The following is a 16,269-nucleotide window of genomic DNA, read 5'->3' on the forward strand; positions in this document are numbered from 1 at the left end:
CGGGAGTTTCAAGTTTATATGGAGGTCGATCAGACGCAGTCTTTTAACCAGAAGCTGAGCCAGTGGATCGCGAGCCAAGGATTTTGGTTCCAGCTTCGCCATTCGATGTCAGGTGGTGGTGGCTGGGCCATGACCCTGAGCCATCTGCTGCGCTTGGGTTTCAAGGTCCTCATCGCGCTGCTTGTCGCAGCCGGCGGCTTCGGCGTTTACTTGGTGAAGCGCGTGGATGCCGAATCTTTCGCCGAGTCTCTGGACGCCAGCGTGAAGACCAGCTTGGGAGCGAAGGACGCGAAGCTCCTCGGATTTTCCCGCATCCAAGGGGATGCTCAGATCACCCGCTTCGGCGCGGAAGGCGGAGACGAGTCGTTCTTCCGGAGCGTCGATGCCGGGAATGTCCGCTTCAAAATGGACCTGCTCGATGGCATCGCGGGTGACTGGGATGCGGGCACCTTGATCGCGAAGTGGATGGAGCTGGATCTGAAAGCCGGCGCCGACACTCCGGATGCGGCGGCGCGGATCGGCGAATCGCTTTTCCGGGAGTGGCCGAAGTTCCAATTTTCCTCCGTGGAGGTAGATGATGCGACCTTGAGCTGGGGATATCATTCCCCGCTTCCGCAGAACCGGATCGACACCCGTGGTCGCATCGAACACAGCCGGATGGCGGCCACGCGTTCGGGCGGCGGATGGCGCCTTGTTTTCTCCGGCGGTAAGTTCTCTCAGAACTGGCTGCAGGGTTTGGAAATCGAAAAGCTGGTGATGGAGGTCATGCCGGGCTCGTTGGTGGTCAAGGAAGGCAACTTCAGGTGCGGCACGGGCACGGTTACGTTCCATGATGTATCGGTGACGGGGGGCGACAAGCCCGCCTTCCATGGGAAGGTGGAGATATCACGGGTGGAAATCGCCCAACTGCTCCCCAAGGCTCTGGAACCCTTCTTGGAAGGCGTGCTTTCCGGGAACTTCGCGCTTTCCGGGTCCACGAATGCCGCGGGTGGGATTCAGTTGGAAGGAGATGTCACCTTGGGCGGCGATAGCGTCGTGAGCGTGCGCGAGCGCTTGCACCTGCTCAAATCCCTGTCCGTGGTCGATGTTTACAACAGCTACCGGAAAATCGATTTCAACCGCGGCAGCTTCCATCTGAAGAGTTCCGGTGGCGTGTTGGAGCTCTCCCGTGTCGATCTGAAAGCGGACGAGCTGATGACCCTCCAAGGCCGCCTGAAGGTGCGCCCTCCGAGTGAGAAGGAGATGGCGGGAGCCGTGGGTGAGAATCCGGGCAATTCCTTCGCACCGATCTTCCAAGCGGGAACTCCTGCCGGCTCAAACGAGGCAGGTGATGATATCTCCCTGCGAAAAGCTGCCGGTGAGCCGAAAGTGACCCAGCAAGGCAAGGAGATGGAGATCTTCAACCGCCGAGCCCAAGTGAAGTCGGAGGAGCAGTTCAAGATGGACGCGATCGCCCGCGAGTCCCAGATGCTTCGCTATGAGGGGGACTTCCGCATCACGATCCCGGGCGATGCCTTCGAGCGTGTGGAGGTCCTGCGAAGCACCTTTCCGGCGGACGCGAGCACTGGCCGCATCCCGATCGATGTTCCGATCCAAGGGACCATCTACGAGGTAACCCGCCGTCAAGCTGAGGAGCTCCTGGAGATCGGAACCAAGCATTGATGCCCGGTGAGTCCGGGCTACTTCCCATAAGACCTCCAGGTCTTATGGGGGCGGGGGTTTTGGGACGTATCCAGAGGCAGGGCCGTCGGCTTAGCCTGCAGTTGCCAGGCCCAGGCTGGAGTAGATCTCCCGTGTGGCCTTGCTCTTGTTCAGCGTGTAGAAGTGGATGCCATCCACACCGTGATCCAGCAGCTCCGCGCACTGCTGTGCGGCGTAGTGGATGCCGACCTTCTCCACCGCGGCAGGGTCGCCCTTCGCCCGGTCGAGCGCGCGCAGCAGCTTGGCGGGGAAGCGGGCTCCAGCAGCCAGTTCAGCCATCCGGCTCATGCCGGAGAGCGAGGTCACCGGCATGATCCCGGCGATGATCGGCACATTGATGCCATGCAGACGGCAGCGGTCGCGGAAGTCGAAGAAATCGTGGTTGTCGAAGAAGAGCTGCGTGCAGATGTAGTCCGCACCGGCATCAATCTTCGCCTTCAGGTGATCCAGTTCCAGCAGACGGTTCGGCGTGGCCGGGTGCCCTTCCGGGAAGCCCGCGACACCGATCCCGAAGCCGCGCGGGTCGGGATGTGCTCCGGATTCATTGAAGCGCTTGATGAAAGCCACCAAGTCCGCGGCATGGCGGAAGTCGCAGTCCGACCAATCGTAGTCCGGCCAATCGCGCGGCGGGTCGCCACGTAGCGCAAGGATATTGCATACACCGGCATCGGCATAGCGACGCAGGATCTCTGAGATGTCCTCTTCCGAATGGCCCACACAAGTCAGGTGCGGGATTGGCGGAATCGCGGTGGTCTGCTTGATCCGCAGCACCAGATCGTGGGTCATTTCGCGCGTGCTGCCACCGGCACCGTAGGTCACCGAGACGAAGGAGGGATCGAAGGATTCCAGCTCCACGATGGTGCGGTACAGATCCTCGGAACCCGCGGCGGTTTTCGGCGGGAAGAATTCGAAGGAAAAGGTCGGTCGCCGCTTGGCGAGGATGTCACTGATGTGCATGCGCAGTCGAAGTCCGGGGAAGATGCGCCGGGAGTCCGGGTAGAGGGGAGCAAAAAACCCGCGGGTGTCGCAACTTCCCCGGTCGCGGGGAGTTTTCCATCTCGCAGGGCGTAAAGGCCCGGCACATCCTCTCTCCGGATTCATGAAAGCTCTCCGTTACCCTTGGATCGCTGTTCTCGCCTTGGTTCCCGCGCTGGCGCAGGAGACACCGGTGGAGAAGACCGACGCCCCGCCTGCACCGCCAGCGGAGGGCGGTGAGAAAAAGCCCGGGGAGGGTAGAGGGAAGGGCAGGGGCAACCGGCAGGGAGACGGCGAGCGAGGCAAGGAAGCCCGCCGCGCGATGTTGGAAATGTGGAAGAAGGCCGATACCGATGGCGACGGCTCCCTTTCCCTCGCCGAATTTTCCGGGATGGAACGGCCCGGCCGCCTGCCGGAGGAAAAGCGTGCGGAGATTTTCAAGCGCATCGACAAGAATGGCGATGGCAAGATCGGTCCCGATGAAATGCCGAAGGGGCGTCCGGGACCAGGCATGCCGCCTTTGGAGGATGTGGATGCGAACAAGGATGGGCGCATCGTTTTCGAGGAGTTCCAAAAACTCGGTTTCGTGGCCCGGCTGCCGGAGGATCGGCAGCGCGCGCTATTCGCCCGCATGGACCGGGATGGTGATGGAGCCCTGACTCCGAAGGATCGCCCTGAGCGGGATGGCCGTGGGAAGGGCAAGGGAGAGCACCGTTTCAACCCTCTCGACATGATCCGGGACCATGACAAGAACGGCGATGGCTCACTGAGCTTCGAGGAATTCCGCGAGATGCCGTGGCTCAAGGACAAGAGCGAGGACGAGCAGGAAGACCGCTTCGAGGCCTTCGACAAAAACAAGGATCTCAAGATCGACGCAGCCGACTTCCCGCCGCCTCCGCCTCCAGGTGAAGAAGGCCCGCGTGGAAAGAAGGAGAGGGATAAGGAGTCTCCGGAGAAGACGGAGCCCTGAAGATTCCCGTCCCACCTCTCGGCGCCCCGGGACCGCGGGCCTCCGGCCCGCTCGGACGGTAGGCTTCCTAGGTAGGGTTGGGCACCCTTGGCTGGCTATGGGAGATCATTTCCCAAGTTTGATAGGTCCCAAAGGAGCAGGGACCTATCCTCGCCACATCCTCACTTCTGGACGCGCTTGCCTTTCCGGATGGCTTCCTTCCACTCGGTGTTCAGCTCTTCCAGATCCTTGCCGGTCCACTCCTTCCAGAGCTTCTCTTCGTAGTCGCCTTCACGGGCGACGGCGTTGAGCTTCTGGAGGAGCGCCTCATCTTTTTCGGTGACCACCCAGTCGAGGAAGTTACCGGAGATACGATAGCTGTTGTCGTATTTCACCCGGTCCGCTTGATCTTCGCCCAAGCCAGCCCCCTTGCTTTCCGGTTCATAGAGGAACCAGCGGATGTAGTCGCAGATGCCTTCGGTCACCCAGCCCGGGGTTTCCTTCGGATTGCGGTTGGTCTCACCGGCACGCCAGTAGTTCTGCACCACGTGACCCATCTCATGGATCGCGCAGCCCTTTGCCTCGCCCTTGAGTTGGTCGGGATACCACTGCGCATTCAGCGAGATCTTGTTGCCGACCGCATAGGCCGGCGTGCCGCCCATGTCGGTCTTGAATTCGAAGCTTACCTGGTCCGGTGCGCGATAGCCCTTGCTCGGAAGCAGTTCGACGAGCTTCGGATACCACTTCTCAACCACGGGGATGAGTTCTTTCTCGCACCAGTCGGTGAGTTCGGGAGCCTTGGTGGAGTTCACCACGTAGGTGTACTTCTTGTCTTTCGACTTGTACGTCTTGATGATCTTTTCCGGTGCGGTCAGGCGTTCGACCGCCGAGCCGCGGGCGTCGATCACGTCGATTTCGCTGAAGAAGGTATTGCCGAGTCCATCGTCCTTCGACGGGCGCTCCACATCGAAGAGGAGGTAACGGTAGCCACCGAGCGACCGGCCGCCCTTGTTTGAAATCTCCGCGGCGTGCTGTCCGCCGTTCTTGCCACCTTGGCGGGTGTCCACCGCGGCGATCGGTTCCCAACCGCAGGTCTTCGGATCTGTGCCGCGCTTTGGCAGCGCATTGAAATTCCGCGCGGAGCCGCTTGCGCCCCAGAGCTTGTAGACCTGCGGGCCGCGGTTGCCGTTGTGCCATGAGTAGGTGGCGACGCTCTTCACGGAGACCACGCTGCCCAAGTCCATGCCCAGGCGACCGCCTTCGGAGCCATTGGAGAAAAAGAAGTTCGCGCGTGGCTGGTCTTCCGTCGTGGGCACCTTGCCGTCCACCAGCACGGAAGGATCCGCGCTAGCGCCGTCCTTGGTCCCCTCGATGATGGTAAAGGTCGCCTTTGTCGCCGCATCATTGATCGCGGGTGGCGGCACCGGATCGAGCTTGAAGCCCTGGTCTGCCTCGCCATGGCCTTTGCTCACGACGGCGGCTGCTTGAAGCGCGGGAACCGCAGTCAGCACGGCGGCGGCAAGGAGAAGGGTGCGAATGGAGGACGAGTGCATGCCAGTTACGTCCGTATACGCGCACGGTTTAGCTCGTCGAACCAGTTTTTCACGTCATTCCCAAGCTAGGTATTTAGATAGTCTTACTTAGGCTTGGGGCTTTCGGGAAGAACGCGACGGAAGTGGATGAGCTGTTCGGTAACTTCGTAGCCGATCTTTTGATGAAAGCGGACACTTGCCTCGTTGTCGTGCAGGCAATCGGAGGCCATCTCCCGGCAGCCCAGCGCGTCCGCCCAACGCTCTGCTGCCGCCACCAGCTTTCGTCCCACGCCTCGTCCGCGGAATTCCGGCAGGATGTAGATGCCCTCGATGTAGCCGACCGGGCTCGTGTCGCAGGACTCCGCCACATCGCGCAGCCGCGCTTCGACGAACCCGCATGCTTCCGCCCGGTCATCAATCGCGAGAAAGACCGCCCTCAGATGCGGCTGGGCCTTCAGAGCCTCCAGATCCCGCGCATTGTCTTCAGCCAGGCAGTTTGGCCAGAGCGTGGAACGCATGGCGAACCATGAGCCGGTTCTGGCATCATCGAGTGGTCCGATCTTCATGAGGGCGATAGAGAAGATAGCGGGGCGGGGGACCGAACTCCTGCTCGGACTCAAGGTAGGCGAGTTCGCCGGCGACGCAGGAAAGGATCGTAGGGCCACTGCCTACGGATGTTTCGAGTGCAGTTTTCAGATCTACCAGCGTTCCTTCGACGTCCGGGTGAGCGGCCAAGGCGTAGCATCGCTTTGAAGCACCTTTGTCCAAAAGCAATTGGCGGAGATCTTCCGGGCTGGAGTTCGGCGGCGGAATCTCGATGAGATAGCGGGGATCGAGAAGCTCGGTCGCGTTGTGGCAGAAGCGATTGATGAAACGCTGGCGGTCCTTCTTCAGTTCATGCCGTAATCGCTCTCTTCTTACCGTCAGGATGAAGGACCGGATGAAGGCGTCTTCGTGGTGGGCGATCTCGTCTTCCGGGGTCATCGGGGCCTATGGGTTACACAGGTCGCGCAGCGCCATCACCGACTTCCAGTTTCGCGTCGTTGCCTTCACGCCGAGCGCCTTTTCGAAGTAAGTGTTGTTCAGCTTTGTCCGGCCGTAGCCGTGCGGGCAGTGAAGAAGCACTGCGCCTTTGCCAAGCACCGCTTTCTCTCCCTCCGCTGCGGGCAGCTTGATTGCGTCGAAGTTCTTCTTCGTCACCGGTGCGAAGAGAAAGGTCGCATGGAAATGGCTTCCTTCGCCGCCGGATTCCGGCCACAGCGGATTCTTTGAAGCGATCGCATCGATCTCCTGGGCCGTGAGCACCAGCACCGGGACGGAGAGTTCGAAGTCCTTCTTGATCCGTGCTTCGATCTGCTTGGCCAGCGTAGCGGCATCCTCCTTGCTCTTGAACACCACGTTTCCGCTCTGCAAATACGTCTGCACGTCTTCCAAGCCCATGTCGGTCAGGCTCTCCTTCAGCTCCGCCATGCGGAGCGTGCTGCCGGTCACATTGACTCCGCGCAGGAGGGCGAGATAGCAGCTCATGATGTTCTGTTGGCTTTGGCGCTGAGGATGGCATCGCGCCAGCGTTCATGCTCGAAGACGACGAAGCGCTCCGAGAGATCCGGCGTGCGGCGGATCATCAGGCCGTTGTTGACCATGCCCAGGGTTTTCGAGGCTTCCACGGATTGGATTTCGTCGAGGGGAATGCTCAGCTCGTGGTTCTGGATATTGAAGCGGTGGGAGAGGAAGAAGAGCTTCGAGTCGGTGAGGAATAGATAGCCGCCCACGCCCTCGGCACCGGCGAAGTGATTGGCCGGCCCTTCGAGAACGATCTTCTCGTCGCCGAAATCGGGCCGCTTCAAGCTCATCTTTGAGGCCTGCCGCTTGGCGAACCATACCATGACCGTTCCGAAAATTGTTCCCGCGATGATGCCGGGAAGGATTCCCCCGTCCCAGCGGCCGGCTTGGAAAGAGAAGATGATCGTCATGAGGAGCCCGAAGAAGAGGCCCATCTGGATTCCAGCGCGGGCATAGGAGACTTTCTGCGTGGCGATCTGGCTCATCTTTTCCGTTCCCATGTTTTCTTTCCCGGCCGGGAGTTGGTCAAGGCAGGACGGGTGCCGGGATTTCTTCTTCTCAGGAGAGGGCACTGCGGCATCGTCGGGCCATGGCCACGCTTACCGAAACCTACGTCGATCTGGAAACCACCCGCGGCAGCATGCGGGTGCATGTCTTCGCTCCGGTGTCGGCAGGACCTGTGCCGGCCGTGATCTTTTATTCGGAGATCTTCCAGGCGACGGGGCCGATCCGGCGCATGGCGGCTGCCTTGGCAGGGGAGGGCTATCTTGTTGCCGTGCCTGAGGTTTACCATGAGTTCGAGGAGCCCGGCACGGTGCTGGCCTATGACCAGGCGGGATCAGATCGTGGCAATGAGCTGAAGTATGCCAAGGAACTCGCGTCTTACGATGAAGACGTGGACGTGGTGGTGACCTGGCTCAAGGGGCATGAAGGCTGCACCGGAAAGATCGCCAGCTATGGCGTGTGTCTCGGTGGTCACCTGGCGCTGCGCGCGGGCTACCATCCCGGCATCTCCGCCATCGCGGCCTATTACCCGACCGATGTCCATTCGGCAACGCTCGGTGCCGGAAAGTCCGATGATACTTTGAAGCGCATCGCGAAGCTCGATGCCTCCATGCTTTTCGTCTGGGGTCGCCAGGACCCGCACATCCCGAAGGAAGGACGCGAACTCATTCATCGGGCGCTGGAGGAATGCGGAGCCGATTTTGAATGGCACGAATTCAATGCCGCGCACGCCTTCCTCCGCGATGAAGGTCCGCGCTACAATCCGGCCTTGGCTAGGGTCTGTATGAGCTTGCTTTTGAGATATCTCGGAGAAAAGCTTTCCTCATGAGCCGGAAAGGTGTCGTCCTGCTTTCCGTTCTTGCTTTTCTGGTCCTTGGACTGGGCTTGGCACTGATTTCCGTTCGAGGTCCGGAGCCGGCGATTCGTCCGACAGGAGCGGACAGGCAAGCGGCTCAAGAACCTGAACGGAAGTTGTCACCGCGAGCTGTGGGCAAGCTGGCAGACCAGCCGGATCCCGGCGGTCATCCTGCCCAAGTGGATACAGTGGCGAAGACAAAGCTAGCGGAGCGCGAGGAGGGCTTGAGCATCCGTGACCTGCGGAAGCACGGGATCTTTGTGGAGGCAGAGCAGGTAGGGAAGAATTCGGCATCCGGAAAGGTTCGGGTGACCGTTCCCGGCGGCGCGTTTTTGGAAGCGGATCGCGCCAAAATGAGCAGCAACGGAATGCTGGTTGCCGAAGGAAATCCGGTGATGGTGAAGGGAGAAATGCGCGCCAACGTGGGTGGGGAGAACGGAGCGATGGCGATCTATTTCGATGAGGGAAAGCAGAGCGTGGTCATGCGGGCCGGCGCCGCAGACAGGGTGACCGATGAGTCGAGGGACGAGAGCAATGTTACGGATCCAGACCGGGGTAACCTAGGCCCGGACCCAGAAGAGTGAGTCGGGGCACACGTTGCCTACCCTGGCAGTAGAAGAAGGCGTGCATCCCGCCTATGACTTCCCCGTGAAAAACCTTCGGGCATGGGGCAAATCGGGATTCGGAGACCGTCGCTTGCACGCACCGCGTCTGTGCGTGAGAGGTTTCTCCGCAGGGATTCTTGGGGTGTCTTCACCTGTTAATTTCCTTGTTTTAACAGGCATAACAGGTGCGGTTCCGGGTTCGGAATTTCGGGGCCTTACGGCTTCTCGAAGCTCAGGTACACCACGCTGCCATCGAGCCGCAATCTCACTTCTGTGCCTGTCTGTTTCGGCAAGGCGATCTCCTTGGATTTTTCGGCCAGGACCATCTTCGTCGCCCCGACCAGCTTTCCCGGAACCTTGTCCAAAGTCGCGTCACGGGCTTCGTTCGCACCGCTCGGCACCCAGGCTGCCCAGATCACCTTCTTCGGGTCCGTGGCATGCGCATACTCCTGAACCCGTAGCACTCCAGCCTCATTCTTCACCATGCGGCCGAAGCGGTAGTCCCCGAGCGTCCTCTGCAAATGGCTCACCGCATGAAACGACGGCTTCGGCTGGAAGTTCCGCGTCAGGCCCGAGCTCGCATGCAGGCTCGGCTTGTCGTCGTCATTGAAGAAATAGATGTAAGCCCGCTCCACCGGCATCGCGGAGAAGACCAGCAGCGAGCGCACGGTCCACTGGGCCTGCTGCTCATCGGTCACTCCGACCCACTTCGAAAAATCGCCCGAGCTCTCCGGCGGCTTGGTCGTGCTGTCGTATCCGAACTCCGTGATCCAGACCGGCTTGCCCGCGGCATGCTTGTCCCGCCATTGGCAAAGGTCCTCGATGTCCTTGAGATACTTTGGCAGCGCCGGGTCCTCCGGATAGCTCCGCTTCCAGGTCGGCCAGTTCTCCAACTGGGCGTAGCTGTGAATACTAAGAACATCGTAGAAAGACTCGAGCCCTGCCAGGCAGTCCACGCTCTTCTCGTAGTCGCCGCTCTTTCCGGCCGTGAGATTGCAGGTGGAGATCTTCAGCTTGGGATCGCCCTCGCGCACGCCGGCAGCCATCGCCTTCAGCATCCGGGCATAGTCGGCATCGCTCCACTTGCCCGGCTCGTTTCCGATCTCAACGGACTCCACCAGCTTGCGGGTTCCGGAAGGGCCGAATTCCTTGGCAAAGGCGCGCCCATAGGCGTTCGCATCCTTTTCGATGTCCTTCCAGTCTCCCTGCGGGATCGACTCGAACATCAGGCAGGCATCGGTCACCCAGCCCTGCTTCTGCCAGGATCCGTAAACGCCGCTCCAGTCCACCCGGTTCTTGGCAAAAGGGAACTCCGGCAGCACCGGCGTCTCCTTTCCCAAGTCCCACTCCACGGGATGGTAGTCGCGCACCAGCCGGCCGATTGGCTGATAGAGTTCCGGCTTGAATTGGACGGTGTGGCCATTGAGCCCGATGAAATCGCGCATCAGCGGTCGCGGCTCCGCGTGGAGGGTGGCGCTGCCGAGCAGGAGCGAAACAAGCGTTTTGCGCATGGCACCTTCATACGGGCTCCCGCGCATTTTTAAATCATCGCAGTGATAAAAGCCCACGCCACCGGCGCTGTCATGAGTGAGACCACGCCTCCCTCATGGCATCCCTCAGCAATGAACAAGACTGGAACGAATGGCTCGCGGAGCACGCGAGCCGATTTCTGCTCTTCGCCCGCCAGCAGACGCGGTCGGGCCAGGACGCGGAAGATGTGCTGCAGGACGCTCTGGTGGAGGCTTGGAAACGGGTCGGTGGCCGTCCGGACAATGCCCTCGTCTACGCGACCATCCACCGGCGGGCGATCGATCTGGGCCGCCGGACGGAGCGCCGGACCCGCCGCGAGCAGGCCAGCGATCAACCGCAGCTCTTCATCCCGAGCGATGAGGATGACGAGGCGGCCCGCCTGCTCGAAAAAGAACTCCAGCGCCTGCCCCTGCAGCAGCGGGAGGTGCTGACCCTGAAATTCTGGGGCGGACTCACCTTCGCGGAGGTGGCGGTCGCGCTCGACATCCCGCCCGGCACGGCGGCTTCCCGCTACCGGTTGGCACTCGATACCCTCCGCCAAACGCTCACGACCACTCTCGCATGAACACTCCGAACGATGAGGAGATCGAAGCCCTGTTGGGCAAACTTGCCCCGGCTCCGCCGGCTCCCGCCCTGATGATGCGGCTCCGTGCCGCCAGACCCCGGCCCGTGATCCTTCGCCCGATCTTCTGGGGACCGCTTGCGGCCGTAGCTGCCGCCGTGGTGACGGCATTGACCCTTCCTGGCAATGAGCCGGCCAAGGCCCGGGAGCCCCAACCGGAACTTGCGAACGAGACTCCAAAACGGGTCCCCGTCGCCAGCAAGCAACACCTCATGGAGGTGATCGACCTCGGGGTGGTGAGGGATGCGGATCAACCGGTGCGCCTGATCCGCACCACCTGGCTGGATGAGATTTATTACGCCTCCACCACAGGCGGGCAGACCGAGAAGGAATCCCAGATCCGGGAGGAGGTGATGCCCGTGGCCCTGACGACTTATTGAATGAACCCTCTTTACCTACCAAACCAATGAAGACGACGACACCCATGCTTTGCAGCCTGATCGCTGCGTTCGCCACGGCGAATGCCCAGGATGAGCCCTCCGCGACCCCGGCCCTCACGCCTGTAGCGCCCCTTGTTCCCGAAGCTCCTCCAGCTCCGCCGGTGCCACCGCAGCCACCCGCCGGAATGCCAGGTATTGCCCACATGGGGGGAGGGAGCGGAACGACCTCAATCCAAGGCGCCGCGGGTGGTGCCCCGGCGATCGAAGTTCCCGCGATCCGCGTCGAGCAGATCGTCGAGCCGATCCGTTGGCAGTATATGAATAGCGACTTCGCCGCTCCCGGCGTGATCAACCGCAAGGCACCGGTGGCCTTCTTTGGTGTTTCAGCCTCGCCGCCCCCCAGTGAATTGGCGCCACATTTGCCCATCGATGAAGACACCGGCTTGGTGATTGAGTTCATCAGCAAGGACAGCCCCGCGGAGAAGGCCGGACTTCAGGAGCGCGATGTCCTCGCGAAGCTGGACGAACAGATCCTGATTCATCCGCGGCAGCTCGCCGTGCTGTTGGCGAATCATAAGGATGGTGACCAGGTGAAGATCACCTATGTCCGCAAAGGGCAGCTTCACGAAGCAAACGCGGTCTTGGCCACGCAAGAGCCGAAGAAGACGGTCGATCTCTTCCGTTCGACGTCGGATGAGGCTCCGAAGGCCGATGTGTTCATCTATGGCGACAGCGGCAGTCCGCTGAAGACCTTCTATCGCCGGGTTCATAAGGCGAAAATTGATGAGAACGGTAACAAGATCGATCTCGTCGAGGATCCCACCTCCGGACCTGGCGTCCCGGGCACCCAAGCCATCCGCGAAACGCTCGATGGCGAGAAGGCCGAGCTTCAGGAAATCCGGAAGCTTCTGGAGGACCTGAGCAAGCGCCTCGAGGAAGGAGCCAAAGAATGACCTCCCTGGCGGGGAGGGCGGTGACGGTCCCTCCCCGCGACGTTCTCCGCCGTGTCAGACGACGCTGTGCATCCAGAAGACCACGCTATCATCCACGTTCACGATCAGCCGTACGTTGCTGTCTTGTGAAATGACGAAGCCGATGACCTCCGGCTCGACCGAGCAGAGCCGGTAAACCGAGCGATGCCGGGTTCCATCGCCCTGGACATTCCAGTCTGCGAGCTGGGTCGCCTCCAAGTCGAGTGATTGGCTGACTTGGAAGACATTCCGGTCCACCCGGATCTCCCCGCCGAAGCCGATCACGCGCACCTTCCGATCCAGCACCAGCACGCCGTCCACTTGCATCAGATCGGAAAGGAAACGGGCGAGCTCGAAGAAGGCCTCTTCCAACTGATCCAACTGCTCGTCGGCACTGCTGCGGAAAATTTCCCACGCCTGCTCGGCAGTGCTGCCCTCCGGGGCAAGCTCGCCAACCCGCAGGATGATCGATTGCATCAGATGGCGGTATCGAAGTCCCGCATCGTCCGCCTCCGCGGTGTACTTGCAATCGATCCAGCGCGTGGCCGCGTCGAGGCCCGCCTCGCCTTCGGGGAGGAAGACCACGCTGCCGCCGTGACCGCTGGTTCTTACCAGATTGATCACGCGCCGGATGAATTGCAGCGAGATCAGGCGCGCGAGTTCGGAGTAGTCTTCCAGACCCATCGTCGATGGCAGGCAGCAATTCAGCACCTCTTCCACCAGTCCCCGCCGATGCGGGGCGAAGCGGTCATTGAGAAGCTTCGAATGGAAGACATCGAGCCGTGGTCCGTTGATCTCCCGGCCGCGCCATTCGGCGAGCAACTGATAGCCCTGATAGAAAAGCAGCCATCCCGGGTCCCGGACATGGATGATAGGGTAGGGGATTTCCGCGCCGGACGGCTTACGGCCGCCCGCGACCAGATTCATCCAGCGCGGGCCGGTATTCAGCACGCCCCAGATGCGGAAGCTCCCGTCACGGCCCGGCCAAACGGCGACCACTGAGTGGAAGAAGCTCGCAGCCGGGCTCAGGCGCTTGATTTCATTCGTCGTAAAAGGGTGCGAAGTCGTGAAACGGACCGCGTGAGTCCCGTCCGGCGGCCCTTCTGCCGAAGAAAAGGCATCCGGCGGGGCAAGGATCACCCGCGCCCGGACCGGACGCCCTTCTTCCTTCAGAAGGCTCGAGGAATAGAGAACGTTGCATGCTTCCCGCAACTGATCTTCACCCGGGGCGCCAGGATGAACCTCCAAGAGTCCATTCAGGCGGGTGATCAAGGTGGCAAGGTCGAGCGGCGCGGGTAGGACGGACATGGCGTGAGGCTCCGCTACTAAGTCTCCTGTTTGCCGGGTTCACAAGTCCTCTTGTCCGTCAGTGAAACATCAGGGTAGAGAAAAGCGTTTCCGTTTTCCCATGAAAGGCCTCCTGCTCTCCTTTTGTCTCGCCGCCTTGTTCATCACACCCGCGGCTCAGGCCCGCAAGAAGGTGGTCGCCTATGTGCCGAACTGGGTGAATCTGGAGGAGTTTTCCAAAGAGATCGACTACGGCAAGCTGACCCACATCAACATCGCCTTTGAGAACCCGGTGGATGACGAGGGCAACCTGTCCTTCAACAAGAGGAACCGGGCGCTGATGGAGCGGGCGAAGGCGGCGCAAGTGAAGGTGCTGGTATCGATCGGTGGTGGCGCGGCGTCGGGCGATGCCGTGCTGAAGCCGCGCTATTTCAAGCTGCTTTCCGACGAATTCCGCCCCGGGTTTGTGAAGAAGCTCGCGGACTACGTGGAGGCACAGGGCTTTGATGGACTCGACGTCGATATCGAGGGGCCTTCGATCAATGAGGACTATGGCAAGTTCATCGCCGAACTGTCGGCCGCCCTGCAGCCCAAGGGCAAGCTGCTGACGGCGGCACTCTCGAAGGGCTACGGCGGTGACCGTGTTCCGGATGCTGCGCTGGGCTACTTCGACTTCCTCAACATCATGGCCTATGACGGTGCGGGTTTCTGGAATCCCGATGCTCCCGGACAACATTCCTCGCTGGAGTTTGCGAAGAGCGCCACGAAATATTGGGTAGGCCGCGGTTTACCGAAGTCGAAGGCGGTGCTGGGCGTGCCTTTCTACGGTTATGGTTTCGGCGAGGCCTTCCGGAAGCGCTGCTATAATTACTCGGAGATCCTTGTGCAGCATCCCGGAGCGGAGAATCTCGATCAGGTGGGAAATACCATTTGGTACAATGGCATCCCGACTATCCGGGAGAAGGCGAAGCACGTAGTGGACGAGAATCTGGGCGGAATCATGATCTGGTCGCTGGATACCGATGGAAACGGCGAGAAGTCGCTGCTGACCGCGATCGATTCCACCTTGAACCCGAGAGAGAAGAAGTGACTCCGGGCGGTAATCCTATTTCAGCCGAACGATATCGGTCCGGCGGTTGTTGGACGGGGTGATGTCGACGGCGGAATTTCCCGGGGTGATGGTGCTCATGACCTCGACCGCCGTGTTGCCTTGGAAGCGCTGGCTGTCGAAGGGCAGTGAAAAGGTTTCCGAGGCACCCGATGCGATGGTGGTCGCGATCATGCGCTCGGAGCCAAGAGGGGTGAGTGCTTCCACCATGGAATTGATCAAGGCGACGGTGCCGCGATTCTGAACGGTGACTTGAATTTGGCCGGGCGAGCCTTCGCCATCGCCGGAGATGTATTGTTGCCAAGTGACGACCGCGTCGCTGATGCCGGGTTGGTCGCGGTTCATGATGCGGCCGAGATTCAAGACCCCCACGCCATACTCCGGATCAAATCCGGGTGGTCCTTCGTCATCGGCATGAGCCATCACGACCTTCACTGCTTCTGCTGCGCCCAAGCGGCGGCTGGTGCCATCAGACATCGTGGCGGCGATGGCGCCGGAAACCAGCGGTGCACTGGCGGATGTGCCACTGATGCTGATGAAGCCACCATTCGATGATGCGGCGTTCACGCCATAGCCGGGTGCGGTCAGGCCGAGTTCGCTTCCGAGGTTGGAGAATGCCATGCGCTCGCCGCTGGCATCCACCGCGCCGACTCCGATCACGCCGGGGTAGGCTGCGGGAAATTTGGCTTCTTGAAGCCCCTCATTGCCGGAGCTCGCCACTACCACGATGCCTTGGGCGAGCACCATACGGATGGCCTCGGCGATGAGCGGATTGTCCTGCTGCTCGCCGAGCGAGAGGTTCACGATGTCGACGCGGGCATCCATCGCCGCGAGCAGTCCGGCAGCAATGGCGAAGGAATCGCTCGTCCCGCGGTCGTCGAGAATCCGAATTGAGATCAAGTCAGCGGCGGGCGCCACGCCGCGAGCCATCGGGTGATGTCCCGCGATCAGGCTCGCCACCGCGGTGCCGTGGGTGTGGATCTTGGCGGGATCCTGCGGTAGTGGCATGAACTCGATGGACTTCGATACCGGGGACAGGGCGGGATGGGGGACGATGCCGGTATCCAGTATGGCAATCTTCACGCCTGCACCCCAGCGCGAGTTGTCGCCGCTGACGCCAAGCCACGGCAGCACCTGATTGCCGAAGGGAGTGGCGATCTGATTCGAGGCTCCGCCCGCGGCTCGCGGTGGATCGGGCAAGGTGGGGAGTGTTCGGTAACTCGTGATCTGCTCTTTCTCGAAGATGTTGAGGACCTCGGTCTTCTCCACTTCGTTCATTCCGATGCGCAGGGCGCGTAGCCGGTCCAAGCGGTCGAGCAGCCTCACCGAGCTTTCCTCAAGGAGTTGCGCGAAGGAGGCGTAGCTTTCCTCGGACGGGAAACGGAGGATCAGCTCCTCGTCGCGGCAACTGGCGAAGATTTCGATGGTGGTGCCGTCCGGGAAGTGGTCGCGTCCGCCACTTTTTGAATCGGGGCTTTCAGCGGTTGAGAGCCGTGGCTTGGCAGGGAGTCGGCTTTTCGAGGTGGAGACAACCTTCGGACCGGTCCCGGCGGCATCGCGGATGATCCAAAAGCCAAAACCTCCGGCCCCCAGCGTGAGGACGCAGAGAAGCAGGAGTCGCGGCCATCTTCTCCTCGCGCTCACACCGTAATACCGCCGCAGAGCCGCGGATTTGCCGGTGAAATC

At 61.1% G+C, this 16,269-nt stretch carries 17 protein-coding genes; 8 read left to right on the plus strand and 9 right to left on the minus strand.

Translation table 11 applies throughout. From position 1 onward, the window contains the following. Positions 1-18 precede the first annotated feature (18 nt). Positions 19-1,662 (plus strand): AsmA family protein, encoded by a 1,644-nt coding sequence (locus HHL09_RS23340; protein ID WP_169457077.1) that lies wholly within the window; start codon positions 19-21, stop codon positions 1,660-1,662. Between the two features lie 90 nt (positions 1,663-1,752). On the opposite strand, the gene metF is transcribed toward HHL09_RS23340, so the two are convergent. Beyond that, positions 1,753-2,658, minus strand: a complete 906-nt coding sequence (gene metF / locus HHL09_RS23345; protein ID WP_169457078.1) for a methylenetetrahydrofolate reductase [NAD(P)H] — start codon at positions 2,656-2,658, stop codon at positions 1,753-1,755. 142 nt (positions 2,659-2,800) lie between these two features. On the opposite strand from metF, the gene HHL09_RS23350 reads away from it, so the two are divergent. After that, positions 2,801-3,646 carry an EF-hand domain-containing protein gene (locus tag HHL09_RS23350; protein ID WP_169457079.1) on the plus strand — a complete coding sequence of 282 codons (846 nt, stop codon included), beginning with the start codon at positions 2,801-2,803 and terminating at the stop codon, positions 3,644-3,646. A gap of 161 nt (positions 3,647-3,807) precedes the next feature. Here HHL09_RS23350 and HHL09_RS23355 read toward each other — a convergent pair whose 3' ends face one another. The 5 genes from HHL09_RS23355 to HHL09_RS23375 form a co-directional block, all read right to left on the minus strand. Next, positions 3,808-5,178: a basic secretory protein-like protein gene (locus tag HHL09_RS23355; RefSeq protein ID WP_169457080.1), complete on the minus strand. Its 1,371-nt coding sequence runs from the start codon at positions 5,176-5,178 to the stop codon at positions 3,808-3,810. Positions 5,179-5,261: 83 nt separating this feature from the next. Continuing rightward, positions 5,262-5,723, minus strand: coding sequence for a GNAT family N-acetyltransferase (locus tag HHL09_RS23360; RefSeq protein WP_169457081.1), 462 nt, complete (start codon positions 5,721-5,723; stop codon positions 5,262-5,264). Continuing rightward, positions 5,701-6,141 carry a hypothetical protein gene (locus tag HHL09_RS23365; RefSeq protein WP_169457082.1) on the minus strand — a complete coding sequence of 147 codons (441 nt, stop codon included), beginning with the start codon at positions 6,139-6,141 and terminating at the stop codon, positions 5,701-5,703. The genes HHL09_RS23360 and HHL09_RS23365 overlap by 23 nt, the downstream gene beginning before the upstream one ends. 6 nt (positions 6,142-6,147) lie before the next feature. Next, on the minus strand, positions 6,148-6,684 hold the full coding sequence (locus HHL09_RS23370; RefSeq protein WP_169457083.1) for a DUF1697 domain-containing protein: 537 nt from the start codon (positions 6,682-6,684) through the stop codon (positions 6,148-6,150). Continuing rightward, complete coding sequence (locus HHL09_RS23375) at positions 6,681-7,220, minus strand: hypothetical protein (RefSeq protein WP_169457084.1); 540 nt, start codon at positions 7,218-7,220, stop codon at positions 6,681-6,683. The genes HHL09_RS23370 and HHL09_RS23375 overlap by 4 nt, the downstream gene beginning before the upstream one ends. Before the next feature lie 89 nt (positions 7,221-7,309). Between HHL09_RS23375 and HHL09_RS23380 the strand changes: the two genes are divergently transcribed. Both HHL09_RS23380 and HHL09_RS23385 read left to right on the plus strand, forming a co-directional pair. After that, a complete protein-coding gene (locus HHL09_RS23380; RefSeq protein ID WP_169457085.1) occupies positions 7,310-8,053 on the plus strand; it encodes a dienelactone hydrolase family protein in 744 nt (247 codons plus the stop codon). 143 nt (positions 8,054-8,196) lie between these two features. Then, entirely contained in the window at positions 8,197-8,664 is a 468-nt protein-coding gene (locus HHL09_RS23385) for a hypothetical protein (protein WP_169457086.1), read from the plus strand. Between the two features lie 236 nt (positions 8,665-8,900). On the opposite strand, the gene HHL09_RS23390 is transcribed toward HHL09_RS23385, so the two are convergent. After that, positions 8,901-10,196, minus strand: a complete 1,296-nt coding sequence (locus tag HHL09_RS23390; protein ID WP_169457087.1) for a cellulase family glycosylhydrolase — start codon at positions 10,194-10,196, stop codon at positions 8,901-8,903. A 95-nt stretch (positions 10,197-10,291) separates the two neighbouring features. Here HHL09_RS23390 and HHL09_RS23395 point away from each other — a divergent pair, with 95 nt between their 5' ends. From HHL09_RS23395 to HHL09_RS23405, 3 genes are read left to right on the plus strand one after another with little or no spacing between them, the layout of a single operon-like run. Then, positions 10,292-10,780 carry an RNA polymerase sigma factor gene (locus tag HHL09_RS23395; RefSeq protein WP_169457088.1) on the plus strand — a complete coding sequence of 163 codons (489 nt, stop codon included), beginning with the start codon at positions 10,292-10,294 and terminating at the stop codon, positions 10,778-10,780. After that, positions 10,777-11,217, plus strand: coding sequence for a hypothetical protein (locus HHL09_RS23400; RefSeq protein ID WP_169457089.1), 441 nt, complete (start codon positions 10,777-10,779; stop codon positions 11,215-11,217). Before HHL09_RS23395 ends, HHL09_RS23400 begins: the two co-directional genes overlap by 4 nt. Before the next feature lie 26 nt (positions 11,218-11,243). Continuing rightward, positions 11,244-12,170, plus strand: a complete 927-nt coding sequence (locus HHL09_RS23405; protein ID WP_169457090.1) for a PDZ domain-containing protein — start codon at positions 11,244-11,246, stop codon at positions 12,168-12,170. Positions 12,171-12,224: 54 nt separating this feature from the next. Here the strand turns inward: HHL09_RS23405 and HHL09_RS23410 are convergent, their stop codons facing one another. Further along, positions 12,225-13,496 carry a putative sensor domain DACNV-containing protein gene (locus HHL09_RS23410; protein ID WP_169457091.1) on the minus strand — a complete coding sequence of 424 codons (1,272 nt, stop codon included), beginning with the start codon at positions 13,494-13,496 and terminating at the stop codon, positions 12,225-12,227. 100 nt (positions 13,497-13,596) lie between these two features. On the opposite strand from HHL09_RS23410, the gene HHL09_RS23415 reads away from it, so the two are divergent. Beyond that, the gene (locus tag HHL09_RS23415; RefSeq protein WP_169457092.1) at positions 13,597-14,565 is read left to right on the plus strand and encodes a glycosyl hydrolase family 18 protein; all 969 of its coding nucleotides are present in this window, start codon (positions 13,597-13,599) and stop codon (positions 14,563-14,565) included. 15 nt (positions 14,566-14,580) lie between these two features. Here HHL09_RS23415 and HHL09_RS23420 read toward each other — a convergent pair whose 3' ends face one another. Beyond that, on the minus strand, positions 14,581-16,227 hold the full coding sequence (locus HHL09_RS23420; protein WP_169457093.1) for a S8 family peptidase: 1,647 nt from the start codon (positions 16,225-16,227) through the stop codon (positions 14,581-14,583). Between the last annotated feature and the right edge of the window lie 42 nt (positions 16,228-16,269).

The sequence above is a fragment of the Luteolibacter luteus genome, assembly GCF_012913485.1.
Classification (GTDB): domain Bacteria; phylum Verrucomicrobiota; class Verrucomicrobiia; order Verrucomicrobiales; family Akkermansiaceae; genus Haloferula; species Haloferula lutea.

Excerpts from the sequence above, each read along its gene's own strand:
- HHL09_RS23370 (WP_169457083.1), bottom strand. The coding sequence starts at position 6,684 with ATGAGCTGCTATCTCGCCCTCCTGCGCGGAGTCAATGTGACCGGCAGC.
- HHL09_RS23410 (WP_169457091.1), bottom strand. The coding sequence starts at position 13,496 with ATGTCCGTCCTACCCGCGCCGCTCGACCTTGCCACCTTGATCACCCGC.
- HHL09_RS23380 (WP_169457085.1), top strand. The coding sequence starts at position 7,310 with ATGGCCACGCTTACCGAAACCTACGTCGATCTGGAAACCACCCGCGGC.
- HHL09_RS23365 (WP_169457082.1), bottom strand. The coding sequence starts at position 6,141 with ATGACCCCGGAAGACGAGATCGCCCACCACGAAGACGCCTTCATCCGG.
- HHL09_RS23375 (WP_169457084.1), bottom strand. The coding sequence starts at position 7,220 with ATGGGAACGGAAAAGATGAGCCAGATCGCCACGCAGAAAGTCTCCTAT.
- HHL09_RS23350 (WP_169457079.1), top strand. The coding sequence starts at position 2,801 with ATGAAAGCTCTCCGTTACCCTTGGATCGCTGTTCTCGCCTTGGTTCCC.
- HHL09_RS23360 (WP_169457081.1), bottom strand. The coding sequence starts at position 5,723 with ATGAAGATCGGACCACTCGATGATGCCAGAACCGGCTCATGGTTCGCC.
- HHL09_RS23400 (WP_169457089.1), top strand. The coding sequence starts at position 10,777 with ATGAACACTCCGAACGATGAGGAGATCGAAGCCCTGTTGGGCAAACTT.
- HHL09_RS23340 (WP_169457077.1), top strand. The coding sequence starts at position 19 with ATGGAGGTCGATCAGACGCAGTCTTTTAACCAGAAGCTGAGCCAGTGG.
- HHL09_RS23395 (WP_169457088.1), top strand. The coding sequence starts at position 10,292 with ATGGCATCCCTCAGCAATGAACAAGACTGGAACGAATGGCTCGCGGAG.
- HHL09_RS23415 (WP_169457092.1), top strand. The coding sequence starts at position 13,597 with ATGAAAGGCCTCCTGCTCTCCTTTTGTCTCGCCGCCTTGTTCATCACA.
- HHL09_RS23355 (WP_169457080.1), bottom strand. The coding sequence starts at position 5,178 with ATGCACTCGTCCTCCATTCGCACCCTTCTCCTTGCCGCCGCCGTGCTG.
- HHL09_RS23405 (WP_169457090.1), top strand. The coding sequence starts at position 11,244 with ATGAAGACGACGACACCCATGCTTTGCAGCCTGATCGCTGCGTTCGCC.
- metF (WP_169457078.1), bottom strand. The coding sequence starts at position 2,658 with ATGCACATCAGTGACATCCTCGCCAAGCGGCGACCGACCTTTTCCTTC.
- HHL09_RS23390 (WP_169457087.1), bottom strand. The coding sequence starts at position 10,196 with ATGCGCAAAACGCTTGTTTCGCTCCTGCTCGGCAGCGCCACCCTCCAC.